This is a genomic window from Methanosaeta sp. UBA356 (assembly GCF_002496465.1).
GTDB lineage: Archaea > Halobacteriota > Methanosarcinia > Methanotrichales > Methanotrichaceae > Methanothrix > Methanothrix soehngenii.
On sequence record NZ_DAKC01000086.1, the window covers coordinates 52,443 to 79,409 of the forward strand.

Annotated in this window: 32 protein-coding genes, 1 tRNA gene and 1 pseudogene; 15 read left to right on the forward strand and 19 right to left on the reverse strand. The window is 53.9% G+C overall.

Going from position 1 to position 26,967, the window contains the following annotated elements:
- Nucleotides 1-10: 10 nt before the first annotated feature.
- From BP727_RS07595 to BP727_RS07610, 4 genes are all read right to left on the reverse strand, one after another.
- On the reverse strand, nucleotides 11-184 hold the full coding sequence (locus BP727_RS07595) for a hypothetical protein (RefSeq protein WP_286858137.1): 174 nt from the start codon (nucleotides 182-184) through the stop codon (nucleotides 11-13).
- Between the two features lie 68 nt (nucleotides 185-252).
- Complete coding sequence (locus BP727_RS07600) at nucleotides 253-459, reverse strand: helix-turn-helix transcriptional regulator (protein ID WP_342766275.1); 207 nt, start codon at nucleotides 457-459, stop codon at nucleotides 253-255.
- Nucleotides 456-839, reverse strand: a complete 384-nt coding sequence (locus tag BP727_RS07605; RefSeq protein ID WP_013720000.1) for a hypothetical protein — start codon at nucleotides 837-839, stop codon at nucleotides 456-458. Before BP727_RS07605 ends, BP727_RS07600 begins: the two co-directional genes overlap by 4 nt.
- Before the next feature lie 235 nt (nucleotides 840-1,074).
- Nucleotides 1,075-1,467, reverse strand: a complete 393-nt coding sequence (locus BP727_RS07610) for a winged helix-turn-helix transcriptional regulator (protein ID WP_273271155.1) — start codon at nucleotides 1,465-1,467, stop codon at nucleotides 1,075-1,077.
- A gap of 99 nt (nucleotides 1,468-1,566) precedes the next feature.
- Here BP727_RS07610 and BP727_RS07615 point away from each other — a divergent pair, with 99 nt between their 5' ends.
- The 6 genes from BP727_RS07615 to BP727_RS07640 all read left to right on the forward strand — a co-directional run bounded on the left by BP727_RS07615 (nucleotide 1,567) and on the right by BP727_RS07640 (nucleotide 7,138).
- Entirely contained in the window at nucleotides 1,567-2,130 is a 564-nt protein-coding gene (locus tag BP727_RS07615; RefSeq protein WP_273278376.1) for a flavin reductase family protein, read from the forward strand.
- A 22-nt stretch (nucleotides 2,131-2,152) separates the two neighbouring features.
- The gene (locus tag BP727_RS07620) at nucleotides 2,153-2,971 is read left to right on the forward strand and encodes a nitroreductase family protein (RefSeq protein WP_273271152.1); all 819 of its coding nucleotides are present in this window, start codon (nucleotides 2,153-2,155) and stop codon (nucleotides 2,969-2,971) included.
- Nucleotides 2,972-3,053: 82 nt separating this feature from the next.
- The gene (locus BP727_RS07625) at nucleotides 3,054-3,788 is read left to right on the forward strand and encodes a carboxymuconolactone decarboxylase family protein (protein ID WP_273271151.1); all 735 of its coding nucleotides are present in this window, start codon (nucleotides 3,054-3,056) and stop codon (nucleotides 3,786-3,788) included.
- Nucleotides 3,789-4,056: 268 nt separating this feature from the next.
- A complete protein-coding gene (locus BP727_RS07630; RefSeq protein WP_273278377.1) occupies nucleotides 4,057-4,686 on the forward strand; it encodes a TetR/AcrR family transcriptional regulator in 630 nt (209 codons plus the stop codon).
- A gap of 4 nt (nucleotides 4,687-4,690) precedes the next feature.
- Nucleotides 4,691-5,773, forward strand: coding sequence for a hypothetical protein (locus BP727_RS07635; RefSeq protein ID WP_286858141.1), 1,083 nt, complete (start codon nucleotides 4,691-4,693; stop codon nucleotides 5,771-5,773).
- Nucleotides 5,774-5,806: 33 nt separating this feature from the next.
- Entirely contained in the window at nucleotides 5,807-7,138 is a 1,332-nt protein-coding gene (locus BP727_RS07640) for an amidohydrolase family protein (RefSeq protein ID WP_048132375.1), read from the forward strand.
- A gap of 400 nt (nucleotides 7,139-7,538) precedes the next feature.
- On the opposite strand, the gene BP727_RS07645 is transcribed toward BP727_RS07640, so the two are convergent.
- The 13 genes from BP727_RS07645 to BP727_RS07705 form a co-directional block, all read right to left on the reverse strand.
- Nucleotides 7,539-8,501, reverse strand: coding sequence for a polyprenyl synthetase family protein (locus BP727_RS07645; RefSeq protein WP_273279063.1), 963 nt, complete (start codon nucleotides 8,499-8,501; stop codon nucleotides 7,539-7,541).
- A gap of 45 nt (nucleotides 8,502-8,546) precedes the next feature.
- Complete coding sequence (locus BP727_RS07650) at nucleotides 8,547-9,884, reverse strand: RNase J family beta-CASP ribonuclease (RefSeq protein ID WP_273278380.1); 1,338 nt, start codon at nucleotides 9,882-9,884, stop codon at nucleotides 8,547-8,549.
- The gene (fni, locus tag BP727_RS07655) at nucleotides 9,881-10,978 is read right to left on the reverse strand and encodes a type 2 isopentenyl-diphosphate Delta-isomerase (RefSeq protein ID WP_013720010.1); all 1,098 of its coding nucleotides are present in this window, start codon (nucleotides 10,976-10,978) and stop codon (nucleotides 9,881-9,883) included. Before fni ends, BP727_RS07650 begins: the two co-directional genes overlap by 4 nt.
- On the reverse strand, nucleotides 10,975-11,727 hold the full coding sequence (locus BP727_RS07660) for an isopentenyl phosphate kinase (protein ID WP_013720011.1): 753 nt from the start codon (nucleotides 11,725-11,727) through the stop codon (nucleotides 10,975-10,977). The genes fni and BP727_RS07660 overlap by 4 nt, the downstream gene beginning before the upstream one ends.
- A 16-nt stretch (nucleotides 11,728-11,743) precedes the next feature.
- Nucleotides 11,744-12,697, reverse strand: a complete 954-nt coding sequence (mvk, locus tag BP727_RS07665) for a mevalonate kinase (RefSeq protein ID WP_013720012.1) — start codon at nucleotides 12,695-12,697, stop codon at nucleotides 11,744-11,746.
- Nucleotides 12,698-12,709: 12 nt separating this feature from the next.
- Nucleotides 12,710-13,498, reverse strand: a complete 789-nt coding sequence (locus BP727_RS07670; protein ID WP_048132377.1) for an MEMO1 family protein — start codon at nucleotides 13,496-13,498, stop codon at nucleotides 12,710-12,712.
- Nucleotides 13,499-13,502: 4 nt separating this feature from the next.
- A complete protein-coding gene (gene rpsB, locus BP727_RS07675) occupies nucleotides 13,503-14,105 on the reverse strand; it encodes a 30S ribosomal protein S2 (RefSeq protein WP_048132379.1) in 603 nt (200 codons plus the stop codon).
- Nucleotides 14,106-14,137: 32 nt separating this feature from the next.
- Entirely contained in the window at nucleotides 14,138-14,317 is a 180-nt protein-coding gene (locus BP727_RS07680) for a DNA-directed RNA polymerase subunit K (protein WP_013720015.1), read from the reverse strand.
- Between the two features lie 27 nt (nucleotides 14,318-14,344).
- Nucleotides 14,345-14,419 (reverse strand) — tRNA-Pro (locus tag BP727_RS07685).
- Nucleotides 14,420-14,422: 3 nt separating this feature from the next.
- Nucleotides 14,423-14,608: a DNA-directed RNA polymerase subunit N gene (locus BP727_RS07690; RefSeq protein WP_013720016.1), complete on the reverse strand. Its 186-nt coding sequence runs from the start codon at nucleotides 14,606-14,608 to the stop codon at nucleotides 14,423-14,425.
- A gap of 6 nt (nucleotides 14,609-14,614) precedes the next feature.
- Nucleotides 14,615-15,013, reverse strand: coding sequence for a 30S ribosomal protein S9 (locus BP727_RS07695; RefSeq protein ID WP_013720017.1), 399 nt, complete (start codon nucleotides 15,011-15,013; stop codon nucleotides 14,615-14,617).
- A 10-nt stretch (nucleotides 15,014-15,023) separates the two neighbouring features.
- Nucleotides 15,024-15,443 carry a 50S ribosomal protein L13 gene (locus BP727_RS07700; RefSeq protein WP_013720018.1) on the reverse strand — a complete coding sequence of 140 codons (420 nt, stop codon included), beginning with the start codon at nucleotides 15,441-15,443 and terminating at the stop codon, nucleotides 15,024-15,026.
- A 5-nt stretch (nucleotides 15,444-15,448) separates the two neighbouring features.
- On the reverse strand, nucleotides 15,449-15,808 hold the full coding sequence (locus BP727_RS07705) for a 50S ribosomal protein L18e (protein WP_273278381.1): 360 nt from the start codon (nucleotides 15,806-15,808) through the stop codon (nucleotides 15,449-15,451).
- A gap of 300 nt (nucleotides 15,809-16,108) precedes the next feature.
- Between BP727_RS07705 and BP727_RS07710 the strand changes: the two genes are divergently transcribed.
- Complete coding sequence (locus BP727_RS07710) at nucleotides 16,109-17,380, forward strand: tripartite tricarboxylate transporter permease (protein ID WP_273271743.1); 1,272 nt, start codon at nucleotides 16,109-16,111, stop codon at nucleotides 17,378-17,380.
- Nucleotides 17,381-17,396: 16 nt separating this feature from the next.
- Nucleotides 17,397-17,639 carry a hypothetical protein gene (locus tag BP727_RS07715; RefSeq protein ID WP_273278382.1) on the forward strand — a complete coding sequence of 81 codons (243 nt, stop codon included), beginning with the start codon at nucleotides 17,397-17,399 and terminating at the stop codon, nucleotides 17,637-17,639.
- A gap of 506 nt (nucleotides 17,640-18,145) precedes the next feature.
- Here BP727_RS07715 and istA read toward each other — a convergent pair.
- A pseudogene (gene istA / locus BP727_RS07720) lies at nucleotides 18,146-18,794 on the reverse strand (IS21 family transposase); the annotation flags it as partial.
- A 39-nt stretch (nucleotides 18,795-18,833) separates the two neighbouring features.
- Complete coding sequence (locus tag BP727_RS07725) at nucleotides 18,834-19,517, reverse strand: hypothetical protein (protein WP_013720021.1); 684 nt, start codon at nucleotides 19,515-19,517, stop codon at nucleotides 18,834-18,836.
- 94 nt (nucleotides 19,518-19,611) lie between these two features.
- On the opposite strand from BP727_RS07725, the gene glmU reads away from it, so the two are divergent.
- From glmU to BP727_RS07760, 7 genes are all read left to right on the forward strand, one after another.
- Nucleotides 19,612-20,826 (forward strand): bifunctional sugar-1-phosphate nucleotidylyltransferase/acetyltransferase, encoded by a 1,215-nt coding sequence (glmU, locus tag BP727_RS07730; protein ID WP_013720022.1) that lies wholly within the window; start codon nucleotides 19,612-19,614, stop codon nucleotides 20,824-20,826.
- A gap of 70 nt (nucleotides 20,827-20,896) precedes the next feature.
- Nucleotides 20,897-21,997, forward strand: a complete 1,101-nt coding sequence (locus BP727_RS07735) for a DegT/DnrJ/EryC1/StrS family aminotransferase (protein ID WP_013720023.1) — start codon at nucleotides 20,897-20,899, stop codon at nucleotides 21,995-21,997.
- 2 nt (nucleotides 21,998-21,999) lie between these two features.
- A complete protein-coding gene (locus tag BP727_RS07740; RefSeq protein WP_286858151.1) occupies nucleotides 22,000-22,935 on the forward strand; it encodes a Gfo/Idh/MocA family protein in 936 nt (311 codons plus the stop codon).
- Entirely contained in the window at nucleotides 22,932-23,549 is a 618-nt protein-coding gene (locus tag BP727_RS07745) for an acyltransferase (RefSeq protein ID WP_273271745.1), read from the forward strand. The genes BP727_RS07740 and BP727_RS07745 overlap by 4 nt, the downstream gene beginning before the upstream one ends.
- 54 nt (nucleotides 23,550-23,603) lie before the next feature.
- Nucleotides 23,604-24,800, forward strand: a complete 1,197-nt coding sequence (locus BP727_RS07750) for a nucleotide sugar dehydrogenase (protein ID WP_286858153.1) — start codon at nucleotides 23,604-23,606, stop codon at nucleotides 24,798-24,800.
- Between the two features lie 12 nt (nucleotides 24,801-24,812).
- Nucleotides 24,813-25,889 carry a non-hydrolyzing UDP-N-acetylglucosamine 2-epimerase gene (wecB, locus tag BP727_RS07755; protein WP_273278384.1) on the forward strand — a complete coding sequence of 359 codons (1,077 nt, stop codon included), beginning with the start codon at nucleotides 24,813-24,815 and terminating at the stop codon, nucleotides 25,887-25,889.
- Nucleotides 25,886-26,881 (forward strand): glycosyltransferase, encoded by a 996-nt coding sequence (locus tag BP727_RS07760; protein ID WP_273278385.1) that lies wholly within the window; start codon nucleotides 25,886-25,888, stop codon nucleotides 26,879-26,881. Before wecB ends, BP727_RS07760 begins: the two co-directional genes overlap by 4 nt.
- Nucleotides 26,882-26,967: the final 86 nt, after the last annotated feature.

Consider the following 26,967-nt stretch of genomic DNA (forward strand, 5'->3'; position numbering starts at 1 on the left):
CCGCAATAATTCAGTTGAGGACTCCGTTTACCGGAGCCAGATAGCTTATTCGGCTCCCGTCAGGGCTGATCTTGACGCTGGTCTTGTCCGGGTTGCCGAACAGTATCTGACGGGGGATTAAAGAGCCGTCTTCGCCAAGGGGGCTGGGACTGCAATATCCATCTCTGGATAACAGAATGAGCATGAAAATCAGCAGCAATAATCCTGAAAGCTTTTTGATACGATCGCTAAAACTATGATCTCGGCTTTGTCTCATTTCAGATCCTCCTCCTCGAAAATGAATATCTCATCGATGCTGGCCTGCAGAGCCAGGGCGATCTTGCAGGCAAGCTTTAGCGATGGATTGTATTTGCCCTTCTCCAAGAAGAGAATCGTCTCCCGCCGCACTCCTACCATTCGGGCCAGCTCCTCCTGGGTGAGCCCGTGTCTGGCCCTCAGCTCTTTGATGCGCGTTCTCAGGACCAATCCACATCGCCCCGGCGGTGAAGAACGGCGAGCGAGACGATGGCGCTGCCGGTCATAATGTAAATGGTGATCGATAAGGCCGTGATAGCATCAATAGAGATGAATCCCATGATTGTGGCACAGAAAATGATCAGGACTATAATTATGCTCACCAACCAAGAATAGGCCAAGCCGAAGGCCCTGATCTTATTCGTCCTTTCGTCCTTTTCCGGCTCATTACCTCTCTGCCATCTCCGGACAGCGGTCGTGGCCAGTGCGGCTACCCCTCCTGCCACCAGGAAGAATGCATCGTATCCCGCTTGAGTTAAAAGTACTCCCGCAAAGATCAATGCCGCTCCGAGCAGCATGCCTGCTGAAAATCTATCTATTCTCATGATTACCTCTTCTGTCCGTTAGGCGATGGCCTTGGTCATCGGCCACCCCACCCGATGGACTGCAGTGTTTCTCAGTATGTATGTTAGGTATTTATCACATGGAGATATTTAAATGTTTTGTATTTCTAACATCATAAACGGTGGATGAGCATATCCGCTGCGCCGGATTCAATTAACTCAAAATCATTTGCCATAAAACGAAAGCCAGAGCGAACTCGATCTTGGAGTGAGCACATCACTCGCAAACCTCATTTCTTCTTTGCTGCTTCTGTCGACACTGGCGCGCGGATGCATCCTCATCCTCGATCCCAAGATAGTTTGCTCCCCAGTTACAGAGCGCTTCAAGGACTGGAATCAATGTCTTTCCGAAATCCGTGATTCTGTATTCCACCCGGGGTGGAACTTCTGGATAGATCGTTCGCTTGATAACCCCATCCTCTTCCAGCTCGCGAAGCTGCTTTGTCAGCATCTTGGTATTGACCCCCGGTATCGCTTTTTGCAGCTCATTAAAGCGCAACACTGCATCTCCGAGGGCCCAAAGGATAAGGGGTTTCCACTTGCCGCCGATCACATCCAGTGCCGCCTCCACCGGGCAGTGAAAGGTCTTCCCGTTCTTGGTATAGGTCATAGTTACTCCTATGATATTATGTTACTATTTTGACTGTATTTCCTATATATACAGTTAACGCAAATTTTTCGCTAACAGTTCAGATTGCAGGAGAGAACTATGGACAAAATGCAGATCGGACAGAACTTTTTCATTCCGATGCCTGTGGTTCTTGTAGGGACGCAGGTTTCAGGAATCGCCAATTTCATGGCTGTTGGCTGGTGCACGCGGGCAAATGCAACTCCGCCTATGCTCGTCTGCGGGATTGCGAATCACCACTATACACCGAAAGGCATAGCAGAGACAAAGACCTTCTCAGTGAACATCCCATCATCGGAGCTTCTGGATAAGACCGATTACTGCGGGCTTGTGTCTGGAGAAAAGGTCGACAAATCGGAGACCTTCGAGATCTTCTACGGCTCGCTGAAGACCGCCCCGATGATCCGGGAATGCCCGGTCTCGCTTGAGTGCCGGCTCGTCCAGATCGTGCCCCTCCCAACCAACAGCCTCTACATCGGCGAGATAGTCGGTGCATATGCAGATGGCAGGGTAATCAAAGACGGAAAGCCTGATTTCCCGGGGATCGACCCGCTCTTCCTGACCATGCCCGACAACCGCTACTGGACGCTTGGGAAGCATGCCGGTGACGCGTGGAGCGCCGGAAAGAAGCTGATACGGCGATGACATCATAGCAAGAGCGATTTACATGACAACCATACTGGTCGACCAAGATCTCTGCACTCGTTGCGGGATCTGCTCCACGGTCTGCATAATGGGTATCATTGAGCCTGCCGATGAGAACTCACTGCCGAAAACGAATGACACCAAAGCTGGCATTTGCATCCAATGCAGGCATTGTGAAGCCCACTGCCCGTCGCAGGCGCTAATCCTGGAAGATCGCCCGGACGAAAAGATGCGCCTGCCAGCGGGAGCGGGGGATATTGCACCTGATAATATGGGATACTACCTGAGGAAGCGGCGCTCTGTCCGGCACTATACGAAGGATCCGGTGCCAAAGAAAAAGATCCTCGAACTCCTCGATATCGCCCGGTATGCCGCATCCGCGGGAAACAGACAGCCAGTGGAATGGATCGTTGTCCACGATCAGGAGAGGGTGAAGAAGATCGCTGCCATGACCATCGAATGGATGAGAACGCTCGCCGGCTCAAACCATCCCATGAGCGGCTACGTCCCGGCGCTCATTAGGGGATGGGAGAGCGGCAGCGATGTTATCTGTCGGGGCGCCCCGCACCTGCTCGTAGCCACCATACCGGAAGAATATCCAGTGGCCCAGACCGATGCCATCATTGCGCTCACCCACTTCGATCTCGCGGCGCCGGCACACGGGATTGGTACCTGCTGGGCCGGCTTTGTTGCGATGGCGGCATCATCGTACAAGCCGCTGCAAAAAGACCTAAGTATCCCCGCCGGGCGGAGAAGCGCCTATGCGATGATATTCGGCCACCCGCAGCACGAGATCTACGGGATTCCGCGCCGCAAGCCACTCGTGGTTGCGTGGCTGTAGGGCTGGCATGATGGATTTGCCTGAAAGGGAGGAACAATGAAAGACTACGCAGAGATTGGAAGGAGAAAACTGCTCCAGATCGATGGAAGCCGGAATCCAGGTCGAAGAGACCATCAACAGGATCTGCCCCGACCTTGCCCGGTACCTCATCGAATACTCGTTCGGCGAGATTTATGCTCGTGACGGACTCGACAACAGGACCCGAGAACTCGCGGTGGTTGCCGCCCTGACAGCCATGGGCACTGCAGCGCCTCAGCTGAAGGTCCACACCCATGCCGCACTTCATGTCGGCTGCACACCGGAGGAGATCCGCGAGGTCATCATTCAGATGTGCGGGTACGCTGGGTTCCCGGCAACACTGAACGCCATGAAGACGCTTGTCGAGGTCCTGCAGGAGACCGGCCAAGCGCTCCCGACGGATTCCCTTCACGCCGGATCCGAAGGGAGGTATGAAAGAGGGAAGAATCTGCTTGCCATGATTGCGCCTGAACAGGAACGCATCCTTAAGGAGACATACGACCCGATCAACCCGGACATCGCAAAATACGTCATTGCATTCGGGTATGGCGATATCTATGCACGGGGTCTCCTCTCCCTGCGGGACCGACAGGTCGCGACCATTGCAGCGCTTGCGGCAAAAGGGACGGCCCCATCGCAGCTCCGGTTTCATATTGGCGGCGGGTTCAGGGCAGGCCTCTCCGAGGCGGAGATCGTCGAGATAATGCTGCTCATCTCAATCTATGCCGGCTTTCCAGCCGCCTTGAACGGCATCCTCGCCACCCATGAGGTCGCCGCCTCAATGAAGGAAAATGAATGAAGATTAGCGAGGAGCCGTAAAATCCTCTGCAACGGGAAGCCCGAAACAGCGCGAAACGGCAACAGAGTTTAGGGAATTGGATCCGGGCAACATTGGGGGAGGATTTCTCCAGCAGGATTCTTCCCCGGAAATTTGACTTGTGGACAATCTATTTATATATGAATGCTGAAACGGATTTTTGATCGCATGATCAAAAAATTGAGCATACAGTCAAAAAGGCATGGGCGCTTGAACGAGAGCGTTTGGGCCGATCCCAAAGGGAGAAGAGATGACAAACGATAAAGAAGCAGACGAAAGGCAATCGTTCATTGCTGAGGCGAGGCGAGAGCAGATAATCGAGGCCACGATTGCCACTCTCGATGAGATCGGCTATGTAAACGCCAGCCTTGCGCAAATAGCCAAGAGAGCTGGAATCAGCACGCCCCTGATCTCATACCATTTCAGCGATAAAAACGACCTGATAAACCAGACTTTGACGACACTGCTCTCTGAGGCTAACGCGTATGTAACAGAGCGATTGAAAGAAGGAAGTACAGCGCGGGAGAAGCTGCGCATATTCATCGAGGCAAGGCTTGCATACCAGGGAACGCATTCCAAACATAACGTCGCCCTGATCGAGATCGTTTTCAATGCCAGGACGCTCGACAACGTTCCCTATTATAAGCTGTCCGATGATGGGGAGGACCCGGTTGTATATGCGCTTGAACAGCTCCTTACCGAAGGCCAGGCCAGCGGCGAGTTCCGCGAGTTCGATATCCATGCCATGGCCAGCGCTATCCAGGGGGCCATTGGCGAGTATCTGGCAGATCAGTACCTCATCGCCATAGTCGGCCTGGAGACCTACTGTGCCGAGATCTTCGAGATATTTGATCGGGCAACCAAAGCGGATCAGAGGTAAGACTATGGATCGTACGATATCTCAAACAGTTGGATTGAGAAAGCCTCAAAGGGGATTGGGCTTCTGGAATAGCATCGCACCTGTGCTCGGGCTATTCTTCTTGGCGCCTCTGACCGCGGAGTATCTCATCGGCTATTCGTCTGAGACCTTCACCGAGATGCTGGTGGGTTTATTGCTCTTAGCGCCGACTTATGGTGGCGCAGCCATCATCATCCGAGAGAGCGCTCGCCGCACAGGCCGTGGCTGGCCGACGATAATTCTGCTCTCACTTGCTTTCGGAATCTTCATGGCGGGCTTGATCGACCACAGCCTGTTCGATCCATCCTTTCAGATCACAGAATTATGGCATGACATGCCAAATCCCACATATATCCCGGCACTAGGCATCAGCTATCTGGATGCACTGTATTTCGTTTTGGGGCATGTGATCTGGAGCATAAGCGCGCCCATCGCAATAATTGAGACCTTTGTTCCCAGGAGCAGGACGGTGCCGTGGTTGGGCAACCTCGGGTTAGCTATTATATCGCTCCTGTATATCCTGGCGTCCTCAATCCTCTGCTGGGGGATAGCTATAGATGACCAGTTTTTCCCATCTGCTCTTCAGATGGCTGGAACGGCCATCGTCGTTATGGCCTTGATCGCCCTGGCGTTTTCCGTCAGATTAGAAGAGCGGCCCTTTGCCGCCATACGGCTGCCCAAACCATGGGTGGTTGGAACTGCTGCCTTTATGCTCTTGAGCCTGCCGAACATCATAGAAACAGGATGCGAAATGCTTGGCATCCCTTCGATGTTCATGATCGACTGGCCAGGCTTCATAATTAACATCCTCACAGTAGGCCTGCTGGCTGCCCTGACATGGCGATGGTCGCAGAGCAGAGATTGGAGCGCCTCCCATACACTCTCTTTGGCTGGGGGAGCTCTCCTGACCAGAGCATGGATTGCCTTCCTCTTAGTGCCATTTGATGAGGCGATGTTTTATGACGAGCTGGTTCAGAGAACAGTCTTCTTACTTGGCGTGGTTATGCTGCTTCTATTGGCGGCATGGAAGATAAGAGCAGAAAAAAAGAGATATGAAGCTTGGGTATAGCAGAAAATTCAAAACGTCTTGGGGGAAAAGCAAATGAGCGAATCCTTTCACTTGAAGCGCATCTTGCTGGATGCATTTGCAGTAGTCGCGATCCTTGTTGCAGGCTGTTTTATCTGCTATAATGCAACGCTTTACACAGCCGGAGCGGCACAGGAGGGATACCTTGCCCTGACCAATGCGACTGTGCTGGAAGGAGAAGACTTAGAACCGATCAATAGGGCTGAGGTCCTCATTAAAGATGGCACGATAATTGAGGTCGGAGAAGAGGGCAAAATCGACATCCCACCTGGAGCAAAAGTTCTCGACCTGACCAGCTACACCCTGATGCCGGGCCTTATCGATATGCATGTGCATCTGGGACCGCAGACTTATAAAGCCAATGAAGAGCCGGGCATCCTGGAGATGCCAAAGCTGGTCTTCGACTGGGTGCGCTTCTACCCCGATACGCGGCGTGCATTTCTGGAGAACGGCGTCACCACCGTCCGGGACCTGGGGAACGAGCATGGCTGGATCATGGAGCTTCGCCGGCATCTTCGAGACGGTTCCCTGGAAGGGCCGCGCCTGTTTGCTGCCGGCCCCATATTCACGACGCCGGGCGGCCATCCAGTGGCTACCTTTGGAGTTGATCCGGCATCTGACTCAGTGCGACTTCCAAGCACCACGGAAGAAGCCCGCAGAGCAGTGAAGGAGCTCGCCAGCGGCGAAGATCGAGCAGACCTCATCAAGGTGGTTCAGGAGCGAGGCGGGCCTGGGCGCGACCTTGAACCAATAGCCCCCGAAGTCCTTGATGCTATTGTGACTGAGGCGCACGAGCAAGGCCTTGCCGTCACCGCCCATTGGGGCACCCTCGAAGACCTGGAGGACGTTCTCGCCGCCGGGGTTGACGGATTGGAGCATGTCGAAGCGAGGGCTGTTCTTGATGGCTGGCCAGAGGATGTCCTGGACAGACTGGTGGAACAAAACGTGCCAATTACGCCGACGCTGTCAGTCACAGACGCGGTACTTCCTCCACAGATCTCTTCGCAGCTCAGACTGCGAGTGGGAGAGCTTTATGCTGCAGGAGGTTGGATCGTTGTGGGAAGCGACGCGCCCATAAACGGCGTTCCCTTCGGCGCCGGCGTTCACCGCGAGCTGGAGCTGCTGGTGGATTGTGGACTCACCCCACAGGAGGCCCTGAGAGCTGCGACCATTGAGGCCGCCCGGGCACTGAGAACGGATAGCATCGGAGCTATTGAACCCGGGCGCGCTGCAGACCTGCTGGTAGTGGATGGCGACCCGCTCCAGGACATTAAGGATGCTCAAAATGTGGTCATGCTTTTCCGGGACGGGCGAAGGGTGGTTGACTGCCAAAGCAGAGGGCAGTGAATATCTCTCCAAGAAAGCTCGATTGCGTATGGTCCTTTTAGGGTGTCCTCTACCGTTTTTTTCATCGTTAGGCTGGGGCAATCGTTCCAAATCAGAAAAGGTTCCTCGCTATTTTGAATGGGTGAACCTGAATCGCTAATTCTCTGTATCTTTTTGCCTCTGTGGTGAAACGCTATGCTCTGACCCAACCAAAGAGAAACAGAGGAACAGAGGCCATATTCTCTTCTTGACTTCCCCCACATATTTCAGCGAAGAGCCTCAGAAAAGATATCATCGATATCTGCAAAGGTAATCTCCATTGGATGCAAATGATTTTGAATTAGAGATAAAAATAGTATCAGAAGAACTCAAAGCCGATACCAATCCGATACCGGCTCAATTCTTGCACTCTTCGCTTGACCTAGTACCTTCTGCGGATCATGTAGTCGGCCAGCTCCAGCAACGTCTCTTTGGCCGGTGATGGAGGCAGAACATCCAAAGCCCTCTTGCCCTGTACTACCATCTCCTCTGCTCTGGACCTGGCATACTCAATCGAGCCGCTCCCTTCCAGAATGGAGATCGACCGGAAGATCTCCTCTGCCGATGCATCCTTCTTGCTGAAGACCGGCACCACTATGTCATTGGCAAAGGCATGGATCATGATCAATGTCTTCTTCCCCTCGATCAGATCCCCGCCCTGCTTCTTTCCCGAGACCTCCTCCGGGGTCAAAAGATCGATGACATCATCCTGGAGCTGAAATCCCATGCCCGTCAGCCGGCCAAACTCATCCAGCGCCCTGACCACCTCGAGCGGTGCCCCGGCCAGGAGCGCCCCCATCCCAGCAGAAGCGCCATAGAGAACACCGGTCTTCTTCTCGATCATCTCCATGTACTCGTTCTCAGTCACCCGGTCTTTGGATTCGAACTCCATGTCCAGCCACTGGCCCTCGCAAATCGCTGTACAGGTTCGGGAGAGCATATTCATCGCCCCTAAGATCCGCTCCGGGCTGGCAGCAGTCATCCCCAAAACCTGAAAGGCCTTGGAGTAAAGGGTATCGCCAGCCAGAATAGCTCCCGACTGCCCCCAGATCTTATGCACCGCAGGCCTCCCCCGACGCACATCGGCATTGTCCATGATGTCATCATGAATGAGAGTGAAGTTATGGACCAATTCGATGGATACCGCCGCCGGAGCCAGGGCGAGAGCCTCTCCACCCGCAGCCTCAGCCGCAAGTAGCAGCATCGACGGCCTCAACCTCTTCCCGCCGGAGTCCACCAGGTGCCGGCTCGCCTCATACAGGCCGCGCGGATGCATCACTGGGAGCAGCTTTTCGATGGTTGCCGTTACCAGAGCCGCACGCCTCTCCAGCTCTTCCTCCATCATCCTTCTCACAACCTCCCTATCCCTTGATTCTATTTAAATTAAGCTTCAATCGATGAGAAGCTCCTGGCCGTTCCTCACCAGATGGATATTCGATCCCAGAGAGTAGCCAGTCTCCTCAGCCATCATCAGATAGCTGCCATGACTGGCCAGCGTCCCATGGCTCGGTATGACATGCTCCGGATTGATCATCCGCAACAGCTCCCAGTGATCCTCCCGACAGGCATGCCCGGAGACATGCACATTATCGTAGATCCTGCCTCCTCTCATCTTTAGCTTGGTCACCACAGTATGGCGGTTGGACTCGTTCAGAGGCTGGGGAATGATTCCTGCGGAGAAGATCACTCGATCTCCGGAATCCACCAGAAAGTCGGTCTCTCCATTGGCCACCCGGCTCAATATCGCCCCCGGCTCACCCTGATGGCCGGTCATGATGGGCAGATACTTGTCCTTGCCTTCGCTCATGATCCTCTTCAGGGCCTTGTCCACCGACTTTCTCCTTCCAAAGACTGAGACTTCCCCCTGCTGGGCATAACCGGTCCGCACTGCCGTACCCCAGTACTTCTCCATGGACCGGCCTAAGAGCACCGGCTTTCTCCCCATCTTATGAGCTGCTTCGATTATCGCTCTGATCCGGGCGATATGGGAGGAGAAGGTGGTGACCATGACCCCAGACCTGGATTCCTCTGTGCCGATAAGAACGTCCATCACCAGGTCCTTGGCTATCTGCTCGGACGGCGTCTTTCCGGAGATGGCGGCATTGGTGGTCTCGGTGATGAGAGCCAGCACCCCCTCCTTTCCCAAGGCCCTCAGCCGGGCAAAGTCTGGCGGCTCACCCAATGTCGGCGATCGATCGATCTTGAAGTCATTGGCATAGAGAATAATCCCTTTGGGAGTGTGAATGGCGGCAAACACGCAGTCCACAATGCTGTGCTGTACCCGCACGAACTCCAGATCGATATCCGGCGTAACCTGAAAACGCTCTCCAGCGTTCATGGTCTTCAGGGGATTGTTCACCCCGAAGATCTTCTCCGACTTGATCTCCTGATTTATCAGGTCTGCCGTAAACGGAGAGGCAATTATCGGAGCATGGTACTTATGAGCCAGCTTGGATATGGCTCCGATATGATCGAGGTGACCATGAGTGCAGGCGATAGCCCTGACCTTTCCATCAACGTTCTCCATTATGCTGTCATCGGGAATGGCGCCTATGTTGATCAGGTCTGCGGCATGCAGGGACTCTACATCGGTATCCTCATGAATCTGCACCCGATCCAGCCTGATCCCCATATCCATTACTACAATATCTTTTCCTATCCTTATCGCAGTCATGTTGCGGCCGATCTCATTATAGCCGCCGACGGCGATTATCGCAATATCTTTCATTTTGTCAACTCTCTATAAGCAGAAAACTCATTCAAATCATAACCCCGGGCCCCAAGCCATTCTCTGGTCCTTCCTAGAACCACAAGAGGGACTCCTTTCAGCTCCCCAGCCCTTCTGCAACCGGTGAGGAACATACAGATCCTCAGAGCGCGCAGATACGGGCTCATGGCTCTGACCACGGCTTTTGCATCTTTTGTTGCCGGTTTAAGCATGGGAAGGGCAGTCCCGGCAAGGCTCGCCCCCAGTGAGAGGCTCTTTGCAACATCCAGGCCGCTCCGGATCCCTCCCGAGGAGATGACGTCCAGGCCGATAGATCGGCACTCGACGATGCTCACAGGAGTAGGAATTCCCCAGCTCCAAAACAGCCTTCCCATCTCCTCCAGGTCACAATCGCCGATCTCAGCTGCCCGGTAGGTCTCAACTCCGGCCCAGGAGAGGCCCCCCTGCCCGGATACGTCTATCATCTTGACTCCCACATCTGCCAGGCTGGCAGCCGTCTCCCTGGATATGCCCGCCCCCGTCTCCTTGACGATTATGGGCACCGATCCATTTGCTGCCTCTCCTAACACTTTGACCACCCCGGAGGCATCTCGATCCCCCTCCGGCTGAATGCTCTCCTGGAGGAAGTTCAGATGAACGGCGATAGCATCGGCATCTATCATCTCTGCCAGCTGATCCAAAATCCCGGGTCCGGACCGCTTCAGCTGCACCGCGCCGATGTTTCCGATGATCGGAATATCGGGAGCGGCATCCCGCACCGCGGAGAAGGTATCCTTCAGGCTCTCTTCCTCAAGAGCTGCCCTCTGCGAGCCCACTCCCATGGCTATGCCAAGCTCGGATGCAGCCAGAGCTAGATTTACGTTGATCTCCTTGACGCTGGGATGGCCTCCGGTCATAGCGCTGATCATGAGTGGTGCTGATAGCTTTCTTCCCAAAAACCGGCAGGAAGTATCGATATCTGCCTCGTCGATTTCCGGCAGAGCCTTATGGACAAGCACCAGATCATCAAAGGACCTAGCCACCACTCCCTCAGACTCCACAGGATTGTCCAGACAGATTCTGATATGATCGAGCTTTCGACTGGAGGTGGTCAATCCGGCCTCCAGACCTTGGTCCCTATGGCCTCGCCCCGCAGAGCCCGCACGATGTTCCCCTCTTTGGAGGCATTGAATATCATTGAGCTCATGCCCATATCTGCCAGGTCCAGTAATTCATCCAGCTTTCCCTTCATCCCGCCGGTGACGTCAATACCTGCGCTTCCTCCGATGGCTCCCTCAATTAACGGAAGATCCGATCTCTTGACCTCTGCCATGGGACGGCCAGAGAACAGTACCCCATCCACATTGCAGCCCACGGCCACAATCTCTGCCTTGAGAGCTCTGGCCAGATGGCTTACCAACTGGTCCCCGGATACTATCCCTGCCCTCTGAGTCAAGTCCATGGCCACATCACCATGCAATATGGGCATAATGCCATCCTCCAGCATCTTTTTTATCGGCTCAGTGGCAAAGCTCTCTATTCTTCCTCCGGACAGGATCAAGCAGGATAAGGGGTGGACGGGCAGGGCCCCGACCCCTGCTTTGGCCAGGGCCTCGAGCACCAGACGGTTCAGTCTGACCACCGACTCATGGGTCACCCTCAAGCCCTCCGGACTGAACCTCTGTGGCAGGCCATATTGTCTGGCAGGAATATGTCCAAATGACCCTGCTCCGTGCACCAGCACCAGATCGTGGGGCCTGGAGGCGACCTCTCTGGCCACCCGCTCAATCTCCATGGGCAGGGCGCCTCTCTCACAGCTCTTATCGGTCAGAATGCTTCCTCCGATCTTCAAGACCCGAACCATTGCTCGCCCTCCCGACTCACGCAACCTCCAGCCGGACGCCCTCACAGCCCATCATAGCTGCAAATGCCATTCCTCTGGCCTGCCTCAAGGCCACCAATAATGCATCCTTTCCGGCCATCCCGGGAAGGGCGATCATGCATCCTCCTCCTCCCGCTCCCGTCAGCTTGGCCCCTAAGGCTCCTCCGGTATTCCTCGCCGCATAGACTAGCTCGGACAGCTCTCTGGAGCCCACCCCCAGGGCCTCCAAGAGGCCATGGTTGATGTCCATCAGCTCGCCCAGATCTTTCAGTCTCTGCTCTCGGATCAGAGGAGCAGCCCTCTCGGATATGGCTCCTATGGCCTGGAATATGGGACCCACCAGGTCTGGATAGCGCTCTTTTAAGAGCTGGACCTTCTCCACCAGGGAAAAGGTATCATGAGGCAGTCTGGTGTATCCCACCACCATCTCTAAAGGTGGAAGATCGAGACGCTGGTTGTCATCTGCAATCCTCTGGTAGCCGCCATATGTGGCCAGAGCAGTATCCATGGGGCTGCCTCTCCCCTTTTGAACCTCCTTCTCTATGCGGTAGGAGAGAGCTGCAATCTCTTTTTGTGATAATTCCAGGCCCAGGTGACCGTTTAGAGCAGCTACCGTGGCAACCACTATGGACGCCGATGATCCGAGACCCGCTGCCGGCGGGATGTCCGACTCGATCATGACCCTAACATCCCTTGCACCAAGCTCCTTTAAAACAGCTGATACATATCTGGTAGCATAGGCCGCACTGGCTGACCTGATCTCCCCGGTAGAGAGATCCAGAGAAAAACCTCGTAGTGAAAGGTCGTCAGTCTCTATCAAAATCCTTCCCGGCAGGCTCTGCACAATAGCCCTAGCTCGCAGATCTATGGCTCCTCCCAATGCGGCAGTGCCGGAGACAACGGCATGCTCTCCGAAGAGGATGATTTTGCCGGGAGCCGATGCCATCGTCATGAGAAGCCCTCTTCAGGTGAAGACAATCGCTCCGTATCCTACTACCTGGCTATAGTCGCCGCTCACGTCCCCACTTGTGCCGTAGCAGAGCAGCTTGCCGCTGCTGGCCCCCAAGAGGCGAGAGGCGGCAATGGTTGCCGCAATCGGTCCGATGCCACATGAGGATGCATTAAAGCGGTAGACCCGGGAGTAGATCTGGGGGATATCCATATTCAGGATGGCCTCAATGACCTGTGAATCCACCTTTCTTGCCACTTCCCTTGGCTCATAATGGGTAAAATCGCTGCTAGCAATCACGGTGCACTTTCGCCCAAGCTTCAAGGCCGCCCGGGCGATCTCCTCGCCCACCTCTACTGCCGTCTCCTCATCCTGCATTCCCATGGAGATGGCGAGGATCTTGAAATCCTCAAACCGTTTCTGAAGAAATGGAATCTGCACCTCAATTGAGTGCTCATGCTGGTGAGCGGCCTCATCATGGTCGATGATGCTCCCGGTCAGAAGATCGGCCAGCTCGAGGTCTGGCGTGACCACCCCCAGAGCAGTTCTCCATGAATCGCGAGATAGTGCTACCGGAGATCCTAAGCCATGATGGTTAGGCCCCAGGATCACATAGGTCTCTCTCTTTGGCAAGCGGGAGTAGACCATTGCGGCAATCCGGCCAGAATAGACATATCCGGCATGGGGGACCACGCCGCCCACTATTGGCATCTCCTCTACAGGAGGCATAAATTCATCCAGCTGGCGCCTAAGCTCCGCTGAGCTACCTGGGTAGAACTGGCCGGCAACAGCTGGAGGCCTCACGGACTCAGAACTCCATCTCGAAGTCCGAGATAGTGTACTTGAACCGGTCCTCTTGTCCACTCTCACGCAGCACCTGGCGAGCAAGGAGCCAGTAGATCAGAGTGAGAGCCTTTCTGCCCTTGTTGTTGGTGGGTATAACCAGGTCGACATTTGAGGTCATATTGTTGGTATCGCACAGGGCGATCACTGGTATCCCCACATCAACCGCCTCATTTACCGCCTGAGCGTCCCCGCTGGGATCAGTGGCAATGATCACATCCGGCTCTATGAATCCCCGAAAGGCCGGATTGGTCAGGGTATTGGGCACGAAGCGTCCCACATTTGCCGTTGCTCCTGTAGCCTTGGCGAACATCAGGGCAGGCCTCTGGCCGTACTGCCTGGCGGATACAATCAGAATATTTGTCGGATCGTATTTGGACAGGAACTTGGCGGCCAGGCGGATGCGCTTATCTGTGGATTGAACATCCAGGACATAGAGCCCGTCTGACCTTACCCGGTAAATGTAAGGCATCATATCATTTGTCTTCTGCTGAGTACCAATATGTACGCCCGCGGCGAGGTACTCATCTATCGGTATGAGAGTCTCATATTCTCCCGCTACCGTCATCACCTCATCTTCTTCCAACTAATTCACCTACCTTAATAGCGATTGCGTTTTACGGTGATGGGAATTACGCCCAGTCTCATCTCTTCAAGCGCTATTTCAAGAGGGTCGGTATGATTTGTATCGATCAATACTGGAGCGCCCATGAAAACCTGCAAAGCTCGTGCTCCTACGATGCGCGCACGTTCATATCTGGTATATTTCTCGCCCTTCAAATAGCCACCTCAAAAGGAAGAGTATGATGGGGTTGCTGAGATTCGAACTCAGGTCACAGCGTCCCGAACGCTGTAGGATGGACCAGGCTACCCTACAACCCCCTTCTACTGGTACCGCCTCAGGGTATCTACTATCTCCACATGGGAGAGCAGCATACGCCTGCAGCAATATTTGTCTATTCCCAGGTCATCCATGACTTTGCCGGGAGGCTCTGTCTTGATGCGCTCCCGGTATTCCTCCCATACATGGGATATCACTCTGCCGCAGGAAAAGCACCTGACTGGTATCAAGCAGTTTCACCTGTAGGACTTCTGGTATTTGGATCTGGCACCAGGGCCACCGAACTTCTTCCTCTCTTTCTGGCGGTGATCGCTGACGAGAAGATTTCGGTCGTATTCGGAATAGGCCTCTTTCAGTGCCGTATCGCCCGTCCACTCTACTATGCCCTTGGCAATTGCAGTGCGGACGGCGTCAGTCTGCCCCATGATCCCGCCGCCACTGACGACGACATCGATGTTCATTCCTTTTAATAGGTCTCCGGCGATCTCGACCGGTTCCTGAATCTTGAGTCTGGCAAGCCTGGGCTCGTGGATATCCAGAGGCACCTTGTTGATACGCACGATGCCCTTTCCTTCCTTCAGAGTGGCCCTTGCAGTTGCCGCCTTTTTCTTGCCAGAGGTATTAATAATCTTCATATTGAACCTCTCAGAAGTTTGCTCCGAGCCTCTTGCTCAAGGCGCCAAGCTCGATGTACTTGTTGTTGCTCTCAGTTCTCATCTTAGCAGCATCAGGCTGGGATAACTCCATTCCCTTGAACTCTCTGGGAATGCCCACATAGATCTTGAGCCTGGAGAATGCATCTCTTCCCCGCCTCATCTTGTAGGGAAGCATGCCCCGCACCGTCCTCTTCAGGATCATCTCCGGTCGTCGGGGGAAGTAGGGGCCTCTCTCTTTGCCGCCACGCGCCCTAGTCTGACCGTAATCCGTAAAGATGTGCTCCTTGTCCCCGGTGATGAGAGCTTTCTCGGCATTGACGATATTGACCTCTTCTCCTGCCAGGAGGCTCTTGGCGGTGACGCTTGCTAAGCGCCCCAGGACCAATCCAGTTGCATCTACTACTAACATCGCTCTCACCTCAAAATCTTAATGCCCGATCCCTTGGGGTGCTCTTGCATCAGGTTCTCTATCCGAATGCACCTGCCGCCAGCCTGCTGAATCTTGGACATGGCCTGGCTGCTGAAGTTGAGGGCGGCCACGGTCACATTGTGCTCCAGATTGCCTGAGGCCAGGACCTTTCCGGCCACGAGAACAGTATCATTTGACTGGGTGTGCCTGTTGATCTTGCTAAGGTTCACAGCAGCATAGTTGCGACTGGGCTTCTCCAATCTCCGGGCAATATCACGCCAGAGGGGAGCGCCCGTATCGCGGGTGGCTGCCTTCAATTCGCCGATAAGGCGGACTATCCTTGGGTTTGTCTTCTCAAACGTCATTTGAATCCTCCGCATGGCCGAAATAGGCCGACTCACGCGTCTTGTGCGCGTTCGAACCATGTGGTTCATGCGCCCAGGGCATAATAATCCCTGTGCGGAATATGTAGCTCGACAATCCACCAGTATTTAAGGGTTTGCTAGGGGGATATTTGGCTGCGGGGCCTATCAGCTGATGAAAGTAGCTGATAGTATTAGCTGATAATATTTGCTGATGATATTATTGCTTTTGATATTAATATTCCAGCATGCTCCGTCGAAGACTTATTATAAATTAAGGCTAAGTTGGTCTGGGCGAATTTAATGATCGAATTCATCGACATGACCCTCGCGTTCTGTGTAGCTTTAGGATTTGCCCTGGGGATCATCAGCGGCCTGACACCCGGCCTGCATCTGAACAACTTCGCCTCCATGCTCCTGGCCATCTCTCCCCAGCTCATCCTCCTCGGCTTGACTCCCTTTCAGATGGCCTCCATAATCCTCGCCGCCAGCATCTCCCAAACGTTCTTCGATGCTATCCCGGCGATATTCCTGGGAGCACCTGACTCAGAGACCGCCCTCTCCGTTCTTCCCGGCCAGAGATTGATGCTGGAGGGGCGGGGGATTGAGGCGGTTCGCCTCTCGGCCCTGGGAAGCGCGGGCTCGATCGCCTTCGCCCTTCTCCTGGTCTATCCCCTATCCTGGATCATCTCCAGCTACTACGACTACCTGGTCAAGTATGTGGGCGTTCTCCTCCTGGCCATCTCCCTGATGATGATCAAGTCCGAGAGGGGACCGTGGATCGAGGGCCAGGGCAGTCTGGTTCACTGGAAGTATAAATTGATCGCAGGGATGCTCTTCCTGACCAGCGGCGTTCTGGGCATATTCGCCTTTGAGCATGAGGATCTGCTATACTCCCCACTGGATCTCGAGCCACAGGTTCTCCTCCCCCTCCTATCAGGGATCTTCGGAGCCTCATCCCTGATCCTGAGCCTCACCACAAAGGTCCAGATTCCCAAGCAGACGGAGAGCAAAATCAAGATGCCGGGCCCAACCATTGCCAAGGCGGTACTGTCCGGCGGCCTGGGCGGATCGCTGGTGGCCTGGATTCCAGGAGTCTCGCCCTCAGTGGCCTCGATCGCCGCCCGCCTGGGGTCCCCCGGCACTGCAGAGGAATTTCTGGTTTCCATCGCCGGGGTGAACTCGGCCAATGCCCTATTCTCGCTCGTCGCCCTCTATGTGATAGACCGGCCCAGGAGCGGGGCTGCGGCAGCCATCCAGCAGCTCCTCACCCTGGACCAGAACATCATGGCTCAGATGATGATTATGGCAGTAATTGTGGTCCTGGCATCATATCTGGCTACCATCGCCGCTGCCCAGCTGGCTGCCAGGAGCATATCCAGCCTGAACTACCCCAGGCTCTGCATCATTGTGCTGGTCTTCCTGCTGGCAATGACCTATGCCTTCACCGGCATCTTCGGCCTGTTCGTCTTCTTCCTCTCCACCATCGTGGGGCTGATCGCCCCGGTGGCAGGCATCCACCGGATCCATGCCATGGGAGTATTGATGCTGCCCCTGATCGTGATGTATATTTGACGGAAATATAATTTGGATGCTTCATATTGCGGCGTCCTCTCCGAAAAATTTTCCAGATAGAGAGTACTTGGAAGGGAAGGTCCGGAAATTCATCGGCAAAATCAGCATAGGGTTTGACTACTGGTTCACGTTCATTCTCAATCCTGACGTGGAGCCGATAAATAATAGGGCAGAGAGGATTGGGGTGTCTCCAAATGCTAACCGCAAGACTAGCCAGCTAAACATATACGATATTTTAAATACTATCGAATCCTATTAGTAATAATATTAGGCAAGTTAGGGGCTATTTAAGAACCTTAAGATGCCGCCTGAACCTTCATCTCAAAGGCTCTCCATGCGAATCGCCTGTTAGATTGGTGTTGAAAACAATAAATCGAGGATATATGGTGCTTTGTAAGAATTGCAAAGAGAGGGCAAAGCCGAATATACATTGCAGATGGAGCGATTTTATTCGGGGTCTGGGCATCATATATTTGATTTATATCTTCACAAAGATTCCCCAATGTCCGAACTGCAATTTTCCTATGCCCAGGAGAACTATAATTTTTGCCTTCCATTTGCCACGATACTTTGGAGAATTGGCAGAGAGTGTATCACAACGGACCTATCTGAAAGATATTATAGAATCCGACTCTCCGAGGTCTTATCTAAAGCGCAAATTCGATCTATCTCAATACATTGCGAGTATGAAAAAATACCAAATCCCGTCTCAAAATCTTTGGTCTGGGGTCGATAGGGACGACACAAACGGGGAATAAATCCTTAATGCTCGAAAAAGTCCTGGAAATGAGAATTCCAGGTGGAATTCGATGATTTTAGGGCTTGCTTTTTCACGATTTGTGTTATGTTATCATATAGAAGATCTTGCGGATAACCTTCAAAATACCCAAACGCATTTATGTGACATTGGATGAGGGAATAAACGTCTATTCGCAGAGGAAATTCGGCATATCTCATTCGCGAATAACCAAGAACCATGGTGAAACAGTAGAGTTTCCTTTTGTCTCCACCGATATCGATATAACCGCATTCGGCCCAATCAACCTGAGCTTGAATTCCTGGTTTGGTCTCGTATCGTATATCGCTGGAACTCCGATCTTAGGTCGGACTTCATGCACGAAATCCTTAACAATTGTATATTTTCCTGTAATCCTCTATCCTGGATTTCACGATAAATGCGGCTAGCAGAAAGAGGGCACTCTTTGAGTTTATCGATTATGTATTCCCTGAGGTCATCCAGTTTGGTTGGCTTCCGGGATCTCTTCTGGGTCAAAGGAGGGACCTGCGAATTCAGATACTTCCGCACCGTAACCCGGCTGTGTCCAGTCTGTCTGACGATCTCGCTGATGCTCAAATCTTTGTCGAATGACTGCTTATCGAGAGGGAGATGATCAGGGTGATGATCTTGCCTTATGGCGAGAAAATCATCACCAAGACATTGTTTGAGAGCTGATCACTCACTCTCTTTCTGTCCGGGCGCCTCTTTCCTCTTCCTCCGGGTCGGCCTTTTAGCCTTCCCGACCTGCACCTTCCCGCCCTCCTTTTTTTCGGCTTTCGCCTTTTCCTCCGTTTTCTCCTCTGGAGAGGCCCTTCTTCGATCCCGTATCATCCCCTTGCGGACCATCCTCTCCTTGATCATCATCCGCACCTCATCGCCGCCCACGCTGAAGACCTCGGATATCAATTCCTTCGCCACCTCCAGCTCCCTGCCGATGAGGGGATCGGACGCACTCGACCTTCCCGCCAGGCGACAGAGATGGTCTAAGGGCTTGTCAACCAGCTGGGAGGAGTATCGGTCCTGCTCTTCTTTGTAGATCTTGAGCATGCCATAGACGTAGGGATATAGGGGTGTGGCCGGACTGAGCCGGTAAAAGGTGTTGGTCTTCTTCTTAGCCTCGGCACGGGGAGAGGGGAGGATTCTCTTCTCCATGACCACTACCCCCAACCTCTCCAGCTTGTCCAGCTTATTGATGAGGGTGGTCTGGTTCCAGAATGGTCCCCCGCCGGTGGGCCCCAGCTCCCGCCAGATCTGGTTCAGCTGCACAAACCCCCCCTTCCTCTTAAGATAGACGAGCAGCATTGCCAGAGGCATTTGATCGCGCTGCAGGGCGGTATAGCGGGCGAACTCATCCAACATGAGGACCTCTGGGACAAATAACCGTAAAGCCTTTTCGGTTTTTTTGCAGAAGCATTTTTATCCCCCTTGCATCCTCAGATCTCAGGGTTAGACAATGCAAGCGATCATTCTCGCCGCGGGAGAAGGAAGCAGGATGCGCCCACTGACCGCAGGGGTGCCAAAGGTCATGCTCCCAATAGCTGGCAGACCACTTCTCGAGCATATCGTTCTCCGGGCCAAAGAGGCAGGAATTGATAGGTTCGTTCTGGTGGTGGGTTACGGCGCCGACTCAGTCCGGGATCATTTCCAGGACGGCCGGAGCCTCGGGGTGAAGATAGAATATGCTCACCAGAATGAGCAGCTGGGAACTGCCCATGCGCTGATGGCGGCGGAGAGCCTGGCCGAGGACAGTTTCATGGTATTGAATGGGGACGTTCTTCCCGATATTGGCGCACTGAAGGAGCTGGCTGCCAAGGGTATGGCGGTCTCGGCGATCAAGGTCGATGACCCAGGCAGGTATGGCGTCTTTTTGGAGGAGGACGGCATCTTCCAGTCGGTGGTGGAGAAGAGCGAAGATCCTCCCTCAAACCTGGCCAATGCAGGCATCTATCTCTTCAAGAAATGGATCTTCGATGAGCTGCGGTTAATACCCAAATCCACTCGGGGCGAGTACGAGCTGACAGACGGCCTGAACCGGGCGGCAAACAAAGAGGCCATAGAGATCGTAGAGCTGAACAGCTGGCTGGAGATCGGCCGGCCCTGGGATATCCTGGAGGCTAATCTTGCGCTGCTCGCTCAGGTCGAGCCCCGGATCTTAGGAGAGGTGGAAGAGGGAGCGACCCTGAAAGGAAAGATCTCCATCGGCAGGGGAACAGTCGTCCGCTCTGGATCATATATAGAGGGACCGGTTATGATCGGCCAGGACTCGGAGATCGGGCCCAACTGCTATATCCGGCCTACATGCTGCATAGGGGACAACGTCCGAATAGGCAATGCCGTGGAGATCAAGAACAGCACCATTATGAATGGCACCAAGATCGGCCACCTCTCTTATGTGGGAGACAGCATCATCGGGGAGAGATGCAACTTCGGCGCAGGGACCATCTGCTCAAACCTGCGCCACGATAAGGGTAGCATTAAGTCATATCTCAAAGGGGAGAAGGTAGACAGCGGCAGGCGCAAGCTTGGTGTGATCATGGGCCATGGAGTCATGACCGGGATCAACACCTCAATCTACCCGGGAACGGTGATTGAGGCCGGCTACTGGGGCAAGCCTGCAGAGGTCATACGGGGCCATATATCTCCAGAAATGAAAGATAATGGGCTTTAGTGACAAGCCTTTTCAAGGGTGAAGATGAGCACAGGATATAGCGACCAGAACAGGATACAAGGAGATCTTGATGAGAGATTTTATTTCCATAGCCAAGCCCACGGTGGGGGAAGAAGAGATAGAGGCGGTGGGAGAGGTGCTGAGGAGCGGCATGCTCACTCAGGGCGAAAAGGTCAAGAATTTTGAAGAGGAGTTCAGCGAGTATTTGGGTGTAGAGCATTCTATTGCCGTCAGCAACGGCACTGTGGCCCTGGACCTGGCCCTTAAAGGATTGGGGCTCGAGCCGGGAGACGAGGTCATTTCACCGGCATTCACCTTTATTGCTACCGCCAATACCGTTCTCTACCAGGGCTCGGTGCCCGTCTTCGCTGATGTGGATCCCAGGACGTTCAATATCGATCCAGACGACCTCTCCGAGAAGATCACCCCTCGTACCCGAGCGGTGATCGGGGTTCACCTCTACGGCCAGCCCTTCGATGCCAAAGCCGTATGTCAGATCTGCGAGGATCGTAATATTGCCCTGGTGGAGGATTGCGCTCAGGCCCACGGTGCGATGATGGGGGGAAGGATGGCGGGCTCATTCGGAACCGGTTGTTTCTCCTTTTATCCTACAAAGAACATGACCACCGGCGAGGGAGGCATGATCACCACCAACGATGACGCCCTGGCCGATCGCATGCGGCTGCTCCGAAACCACGGCGACACCGGAAAGTACAACCACATATCAATAGGCTACAACTACCGGATGACGAACATTCAGGGTGCCATAGGCTCGGGCCAGCTCAAACGGCTGGAGGGATTCATCGCCAAGAGGATCGAGAATGCCGATACCTTGAATAAAACGATCAAGATCGATGGGCTGACAGTTCCCTTCCGGACGGCGGATGTACGCCATGTCTACAACCAGTATGTACTGCGGGTGGAAGATGACTTCCCCGTCTCCAGAGAGAAGCTGATGGAGTATCTCAATGCCAATGGCATCGCCACCGCAGTACATTATCCCAAAGCGGTCTATGAGCAGCCCATCTACCAAAAGCTGGGTTATGGACGGGATAGGTGCCCGGTATCAGAGGACGTATCCCGCCGGGTGATGAGCCTTCCTGTGCATCCCTCATTGAGCGCCTCTGATCTCCAGCATATCGCCCAGACCATAAATTGCTTCGAGGACTGAACATGGACGTTGGAGTTATCGGCGTCGGGGCCATGGGAAAGAATCATGTTCGTGTCTACTCAGAGCTGAAAGGGGTAGATACAGTCTACGTCTACGATCCCATATCGGAAAATGCTCAGCGTGCCAGTGACCTCGCCACCGTCTGCTCAAGCCCCGAGGAGCTGCTGGCACGGGCAGAGGCGGTAAGCGTATGCGTTCCCACTCGATACCACTTCGATACTGCCAGCAAGGTCATAAACGCAGGGGTAAACTGCCTGATCGAGAAGCCCATCACAATGACTGTCCAGGAGGCAGAGCGTCTCTTGGGGCTGATCGAGAAGACCGATCTTGTGGTGGGGGTGGGCCATATCGAGAGGTTCAATCCAATCGTGGAGGAGATCAAGAAGATCGCCGAGCGACCGGACTACGTCTCCATCAAGAGACATAATCCCACCTCCAACCGCATAACCGATGCCTCAGTGGTCGAGGACCTCATGATCCATGATATCGACATAGTCTTCAATGTCCTCTTCAAAGGGGAGGAGGACTACCAGATCTTCAGCGCCGGCAGCCGCAACGTCTGCGAGGCGATGGCGGTCTTCTCCGAATCCGTGGTCTCCATCTCCGCCAGCCGCCTGTCCTCCAAGAAGTTCCGCACCTTCTATGTGGAGGCAGAGGAGTTCACCACCGAGGGCGACTTCATGACCCAGGAGGTATACGTCTACCGAAAACCAGGAAAATACCGGGTAGAGGACGAGAGGTATATGCAGGAGAACATCATCGAGAAGGTTCTGGTTAACAAGGTAGAGCCCCTCAAGGTGGAACTGAAGACGTTCCTGGACTGCGTCCGGCAGAATAAGAGCTTCCCGGTCACTCCAGAAGAGGGCAAACGGAACCTGGAGATCTGCGAGAGGATCAAATCGGGATTGAATGCCAAGAAGGGATCAATATCGGAATGACAAAATCCCAGGGCAATTCTAAAGGCAATTCTCAGGATGAGTCCCAGGCCTATTATGCTCATCCCACAGCCATTGTGGAGAGCGAATCCATCGGCGAGGGAACGAAGATCTGGCACTTTGCCCATGTGCGCCCTAGCTCTAAGATCGGTAAGGGCTGCAACATCGGTAAGAGCGTCTACATAGATATCGGGGCAGAGGTAGGGGACAATGTGAAGATCCAGAACTTCGTCTCCGTCTACAAGGGAGTTAAGATCGAGGACGATGTCTTCGTGGGCCCATCAGCTACATTCACCAATGACCTCTATCCTCGCGCCTTTATCTGGGACGAAGAGCACGTCTCAGCTACCAGGATCTGCCGGGGGTCAAGCATTGGGGCCAATGCCACCATTGTATGCGGAATAACAATAGGCGAGTATGCCATGATCGGAGCGGGAAGCGTGGTGGCAGAGGACGTGCCATCCCATGCCCTGATCCTGGGCAATCCGGGCCGGCAGAGGGGTTGGGTCTGCCGCTGCGGCCGTCGTCTGAATACGATTTTGCATGATGACGGCAGCAAGACCGTGTATAGATGTTCATCCTGTGGAACGGATGTCGAGATAGTAAAGAGGGCATAACCAAGACATAAAAAAGGCATAGAAGGGGAGAAGGGCGGGAGAAGGAGAAGAACTATGGAATTGTCCGATATTAAAGCGAAGATAGCGGTAGTTGGCCTTGGCAATGCCGGCCTGCCGCTGGCTGCGGTCATTGCCGACAGAGGAATTGCTGTTTTGGGTGTTGACATAAATGATGAGCGCTGCCGGCTGATAAACCAGGGAACCAACCCCATCCTCGAAGAAGAGGGTTTGGAGGAGCTGATAATTCGGCACGGAGGGAAGAATCTCATTGCCACACCACGCTTCGAAGATGCGAGAGACTGCTCAAGCTTCATAGTGATTGTGCCCCTATTCGTAGACCAGAGCAATAACCCTGATTTTTCGATTATGGATAAGGCTCTGCTCTCTTTAGGCCGGATACTGAAAAAGGGGGATCTGGTGGTCCTGGAGACCACCTTCCCTCCCGGGACGACATCGGGCAGGGTCAAAAAGCTGCTGTGCGAGTGCAGCGGTCTTGGGGAAGGTGAGTTCTTCCTGGCCTACTCCCCGGAGAGGATAATGACCGGATATAGCATAAGCCGGCTGAGGGAGTTTCCCAAGGTGATAGGGGGCACGGACGAGGAGAGCGGCCTGGCAGCATATCAGCTCTACCGGCAGTTCATCTCCAACCTCCATCTGGTCTCATCGGCCAGTGTGGCGGAGATGATCAAGGTGATGGAGGGCTGCTACAGGGATGTGAACATCGCCCTGGCCAATGAGCTTTATAAGATCTGTCAGGATCTGGGAATCGACTTTTTCGAGGCGAGAGAGAAGGCTTGCCATCAGTTCTGCCATATCCACCTGCCTTCCACCGGAGTGGGAGGGCACTGCATCCCTGTTTACCCCTGGTTTTTGATCAAAGAGATGGAAAAGCGAGAGATGTTCGACAAATGCCGTCTTCTTCATACCTCCCGCATCCTCAATGATGAGATGATCCAGTACTGGGCGGAGAGGATATTGCTGGAATGCATGAAGATCAACAAACCGCTCTGTGAAATCAAGATCTGTATCAAGGGCATAACATTCCGTGCGGGGGTCAGAGAGTTCTATCACAGCAGAAACCTTGCACTGGCAAGGCTTCTTTATGATAAAGGGCTGGACGTCTATGTGGCCGATCCACTGCTGAACAATGATGAGGTGGCCGCCAGGGGCTTTGAAAGCATCAAGCCCGAAGAGGCCGACCTGGTATTCGATCCCTTCCAATTGAACTTCGAATCTGGGAAAGCACTCTAGGGACTTGATCGCATGAAGATAGCAACCATTGTCGGTGCCCGTCCTAACTTCATCAAACTGGCTCCAGTATCAAAGGAGATAAGAAAGCGAGACCATAAGGAGGTCATCGTCCATACCGGCCAGCACTATAACTATGAGATGGACAGGATATTCTTCGATCAGATGGGGATAGCTGCTCCAGACTATCACCTGGGCATAGGCTCGGGCAGCCATGGATTTCAGACCGGTGAGATGCTCAAGAAAACGGAAGAGGTCCTGCAAAAGGAGGTGCCGGATGCAGTCATAGTATTCGGAGACACCAACTCCACTCTAGCTGGTGGGCTGGCGGCGGCAAAGATGCATATCAAGTGTGCTCATATCGAGGCCGGACTGAGGTCGTTTGACAAGAGGATGCCCGAAGAGATCAACCGGGTGCTGGTGGACCATTGCTCTGATCTCCTCCTCTGTCCGACAAGGACTGCGATCGATAACCTGAAAAGAGAAGGGATTGTCCAGAACGTCCATCTGACGGGAGATGTGATGGTGGACGCGCAAAAGGATTGCGAGAGGATTGCCGAGAGCGAATCTCATATCCTTGAGGCTCTGGGGCTCAAGCCCTGGAGCTACTATCTGGCAACTGTTCACCGGGCATCCAACACCGATGATCCAGAAAACCTCCGGGCGATTGCTCTGGCCCTCCAGGATCTGGATGATGTGGTCTTTCCCTGCCATCCTCGAGCGGAGAAGTACCTGAAGAAGTTCGGCCTGTGGGATGATCTGGAAAAAAAGATCAGGATGATAAAGCCAGTGGGATACCTGGATATGCTTCTTTTAGAGAAGAACGCCAAAAAGATCGTCACCGACTCGGGTGGGGTGCAAAAGGAGGCATATCTCTTGGGCATTCCCTGCATAACCCTGAGGGACACGACGGAATGGATAGAGACGGTAAATGACGGCTGGAACGTCCTCGTCCGGCCGGGGGAGGATATCGCCTCTGCGATCAGGGATTTCCGGCCGAGGCATGAGCGCCAGGATGTATTCGGAAAGGGGAGGGCGAGCGCTATGATCGTGGATCTGATCGAGAAGCTGGTCGGGTCAGGTGGGTCTTGAAGATACTCCTTTTAGCCAATCAGCCGGAGAGGACCACCAGGCTCAGGATGTTCAGGGGCACCCTCCAGTCCCAGGGGCATGAGGTGATCGTTCCCAGCTTCGGCACTAGAAACTGGATCAGCATTGCCAGGCAGGCGAAGAGGATGGCATTGGACCATAAGCCGGATGTGGTTCATATCTTCAATGTCCCGGATGTGATCTATCACGGTTTTGCCGGGCTGCGGGGAAGGGGCTACAAAAGGCTGATCTACGACTATCGCTCCCCCTGGGGGGTTGAGTTCGCTCAGACCTTTCTAGCTCCAGGGAAGGCATTTGCCGAGCGCTTCGAAAGGGAGTTGGCAGAAGCTGCGGACGTCATCACCACCGTCAATGAGCCGCTTGAAAAGAAGGTGAAAGAGTATGCCCCTCAAAAGAAAGTCCACATCGTTCCCAACTATCCGCAGCGCTCTTTCTGCCAGAAGGTTGATGAGATCGACGGGGGGGAGTATGCTGTCCAGCCGGGAAAAGGGCCGATAATATTCATCGGCAGGGTATGCACCCAGGAGGGAATCGGAAAACTGCTGGAGCTTGCTCGAGCAATTCCGGAAAGGGAGTTTTGGATTGTGGGCGGCGGTCCTTTTGCCCGCTATTATCTGTGGAGAAAGCCGGCAAACGTCAGGAATCTGGGCTGGCAGCCGCATGAGAAGGTGGCGGCACTGCTTGGCAAAGCCAGCTTATGCCTGATTCCCCGGGAGGAGAATGCCCTCACCCCCTACTCCACGGACAAAAGCGTCTGGAAGCTCAATGAGTATCTGGCTTTGGGCAAGATAGTGGTGGCATCGGGGGTGACCATGATCGAGAAGAGAAAGAACCTGGTGATTGTGCCCTCCCGGGATCTGGAGAGAGCAGTGAGAGACAACCTGCTGCGAGAGCCTGAGCCGATGGACCGGGAGGATTATAGGTTCTGGGACTTGAACGATCGGGTCATCAAGGAGGTCTACGAGAGCCTGTGAGCGCTCACAGGCTCAAGTGCCTTTATGCACTCTAATATCCATTCTATTCTCAAATCCAAATTGCCCTGATCCCGATCTCACCCAAA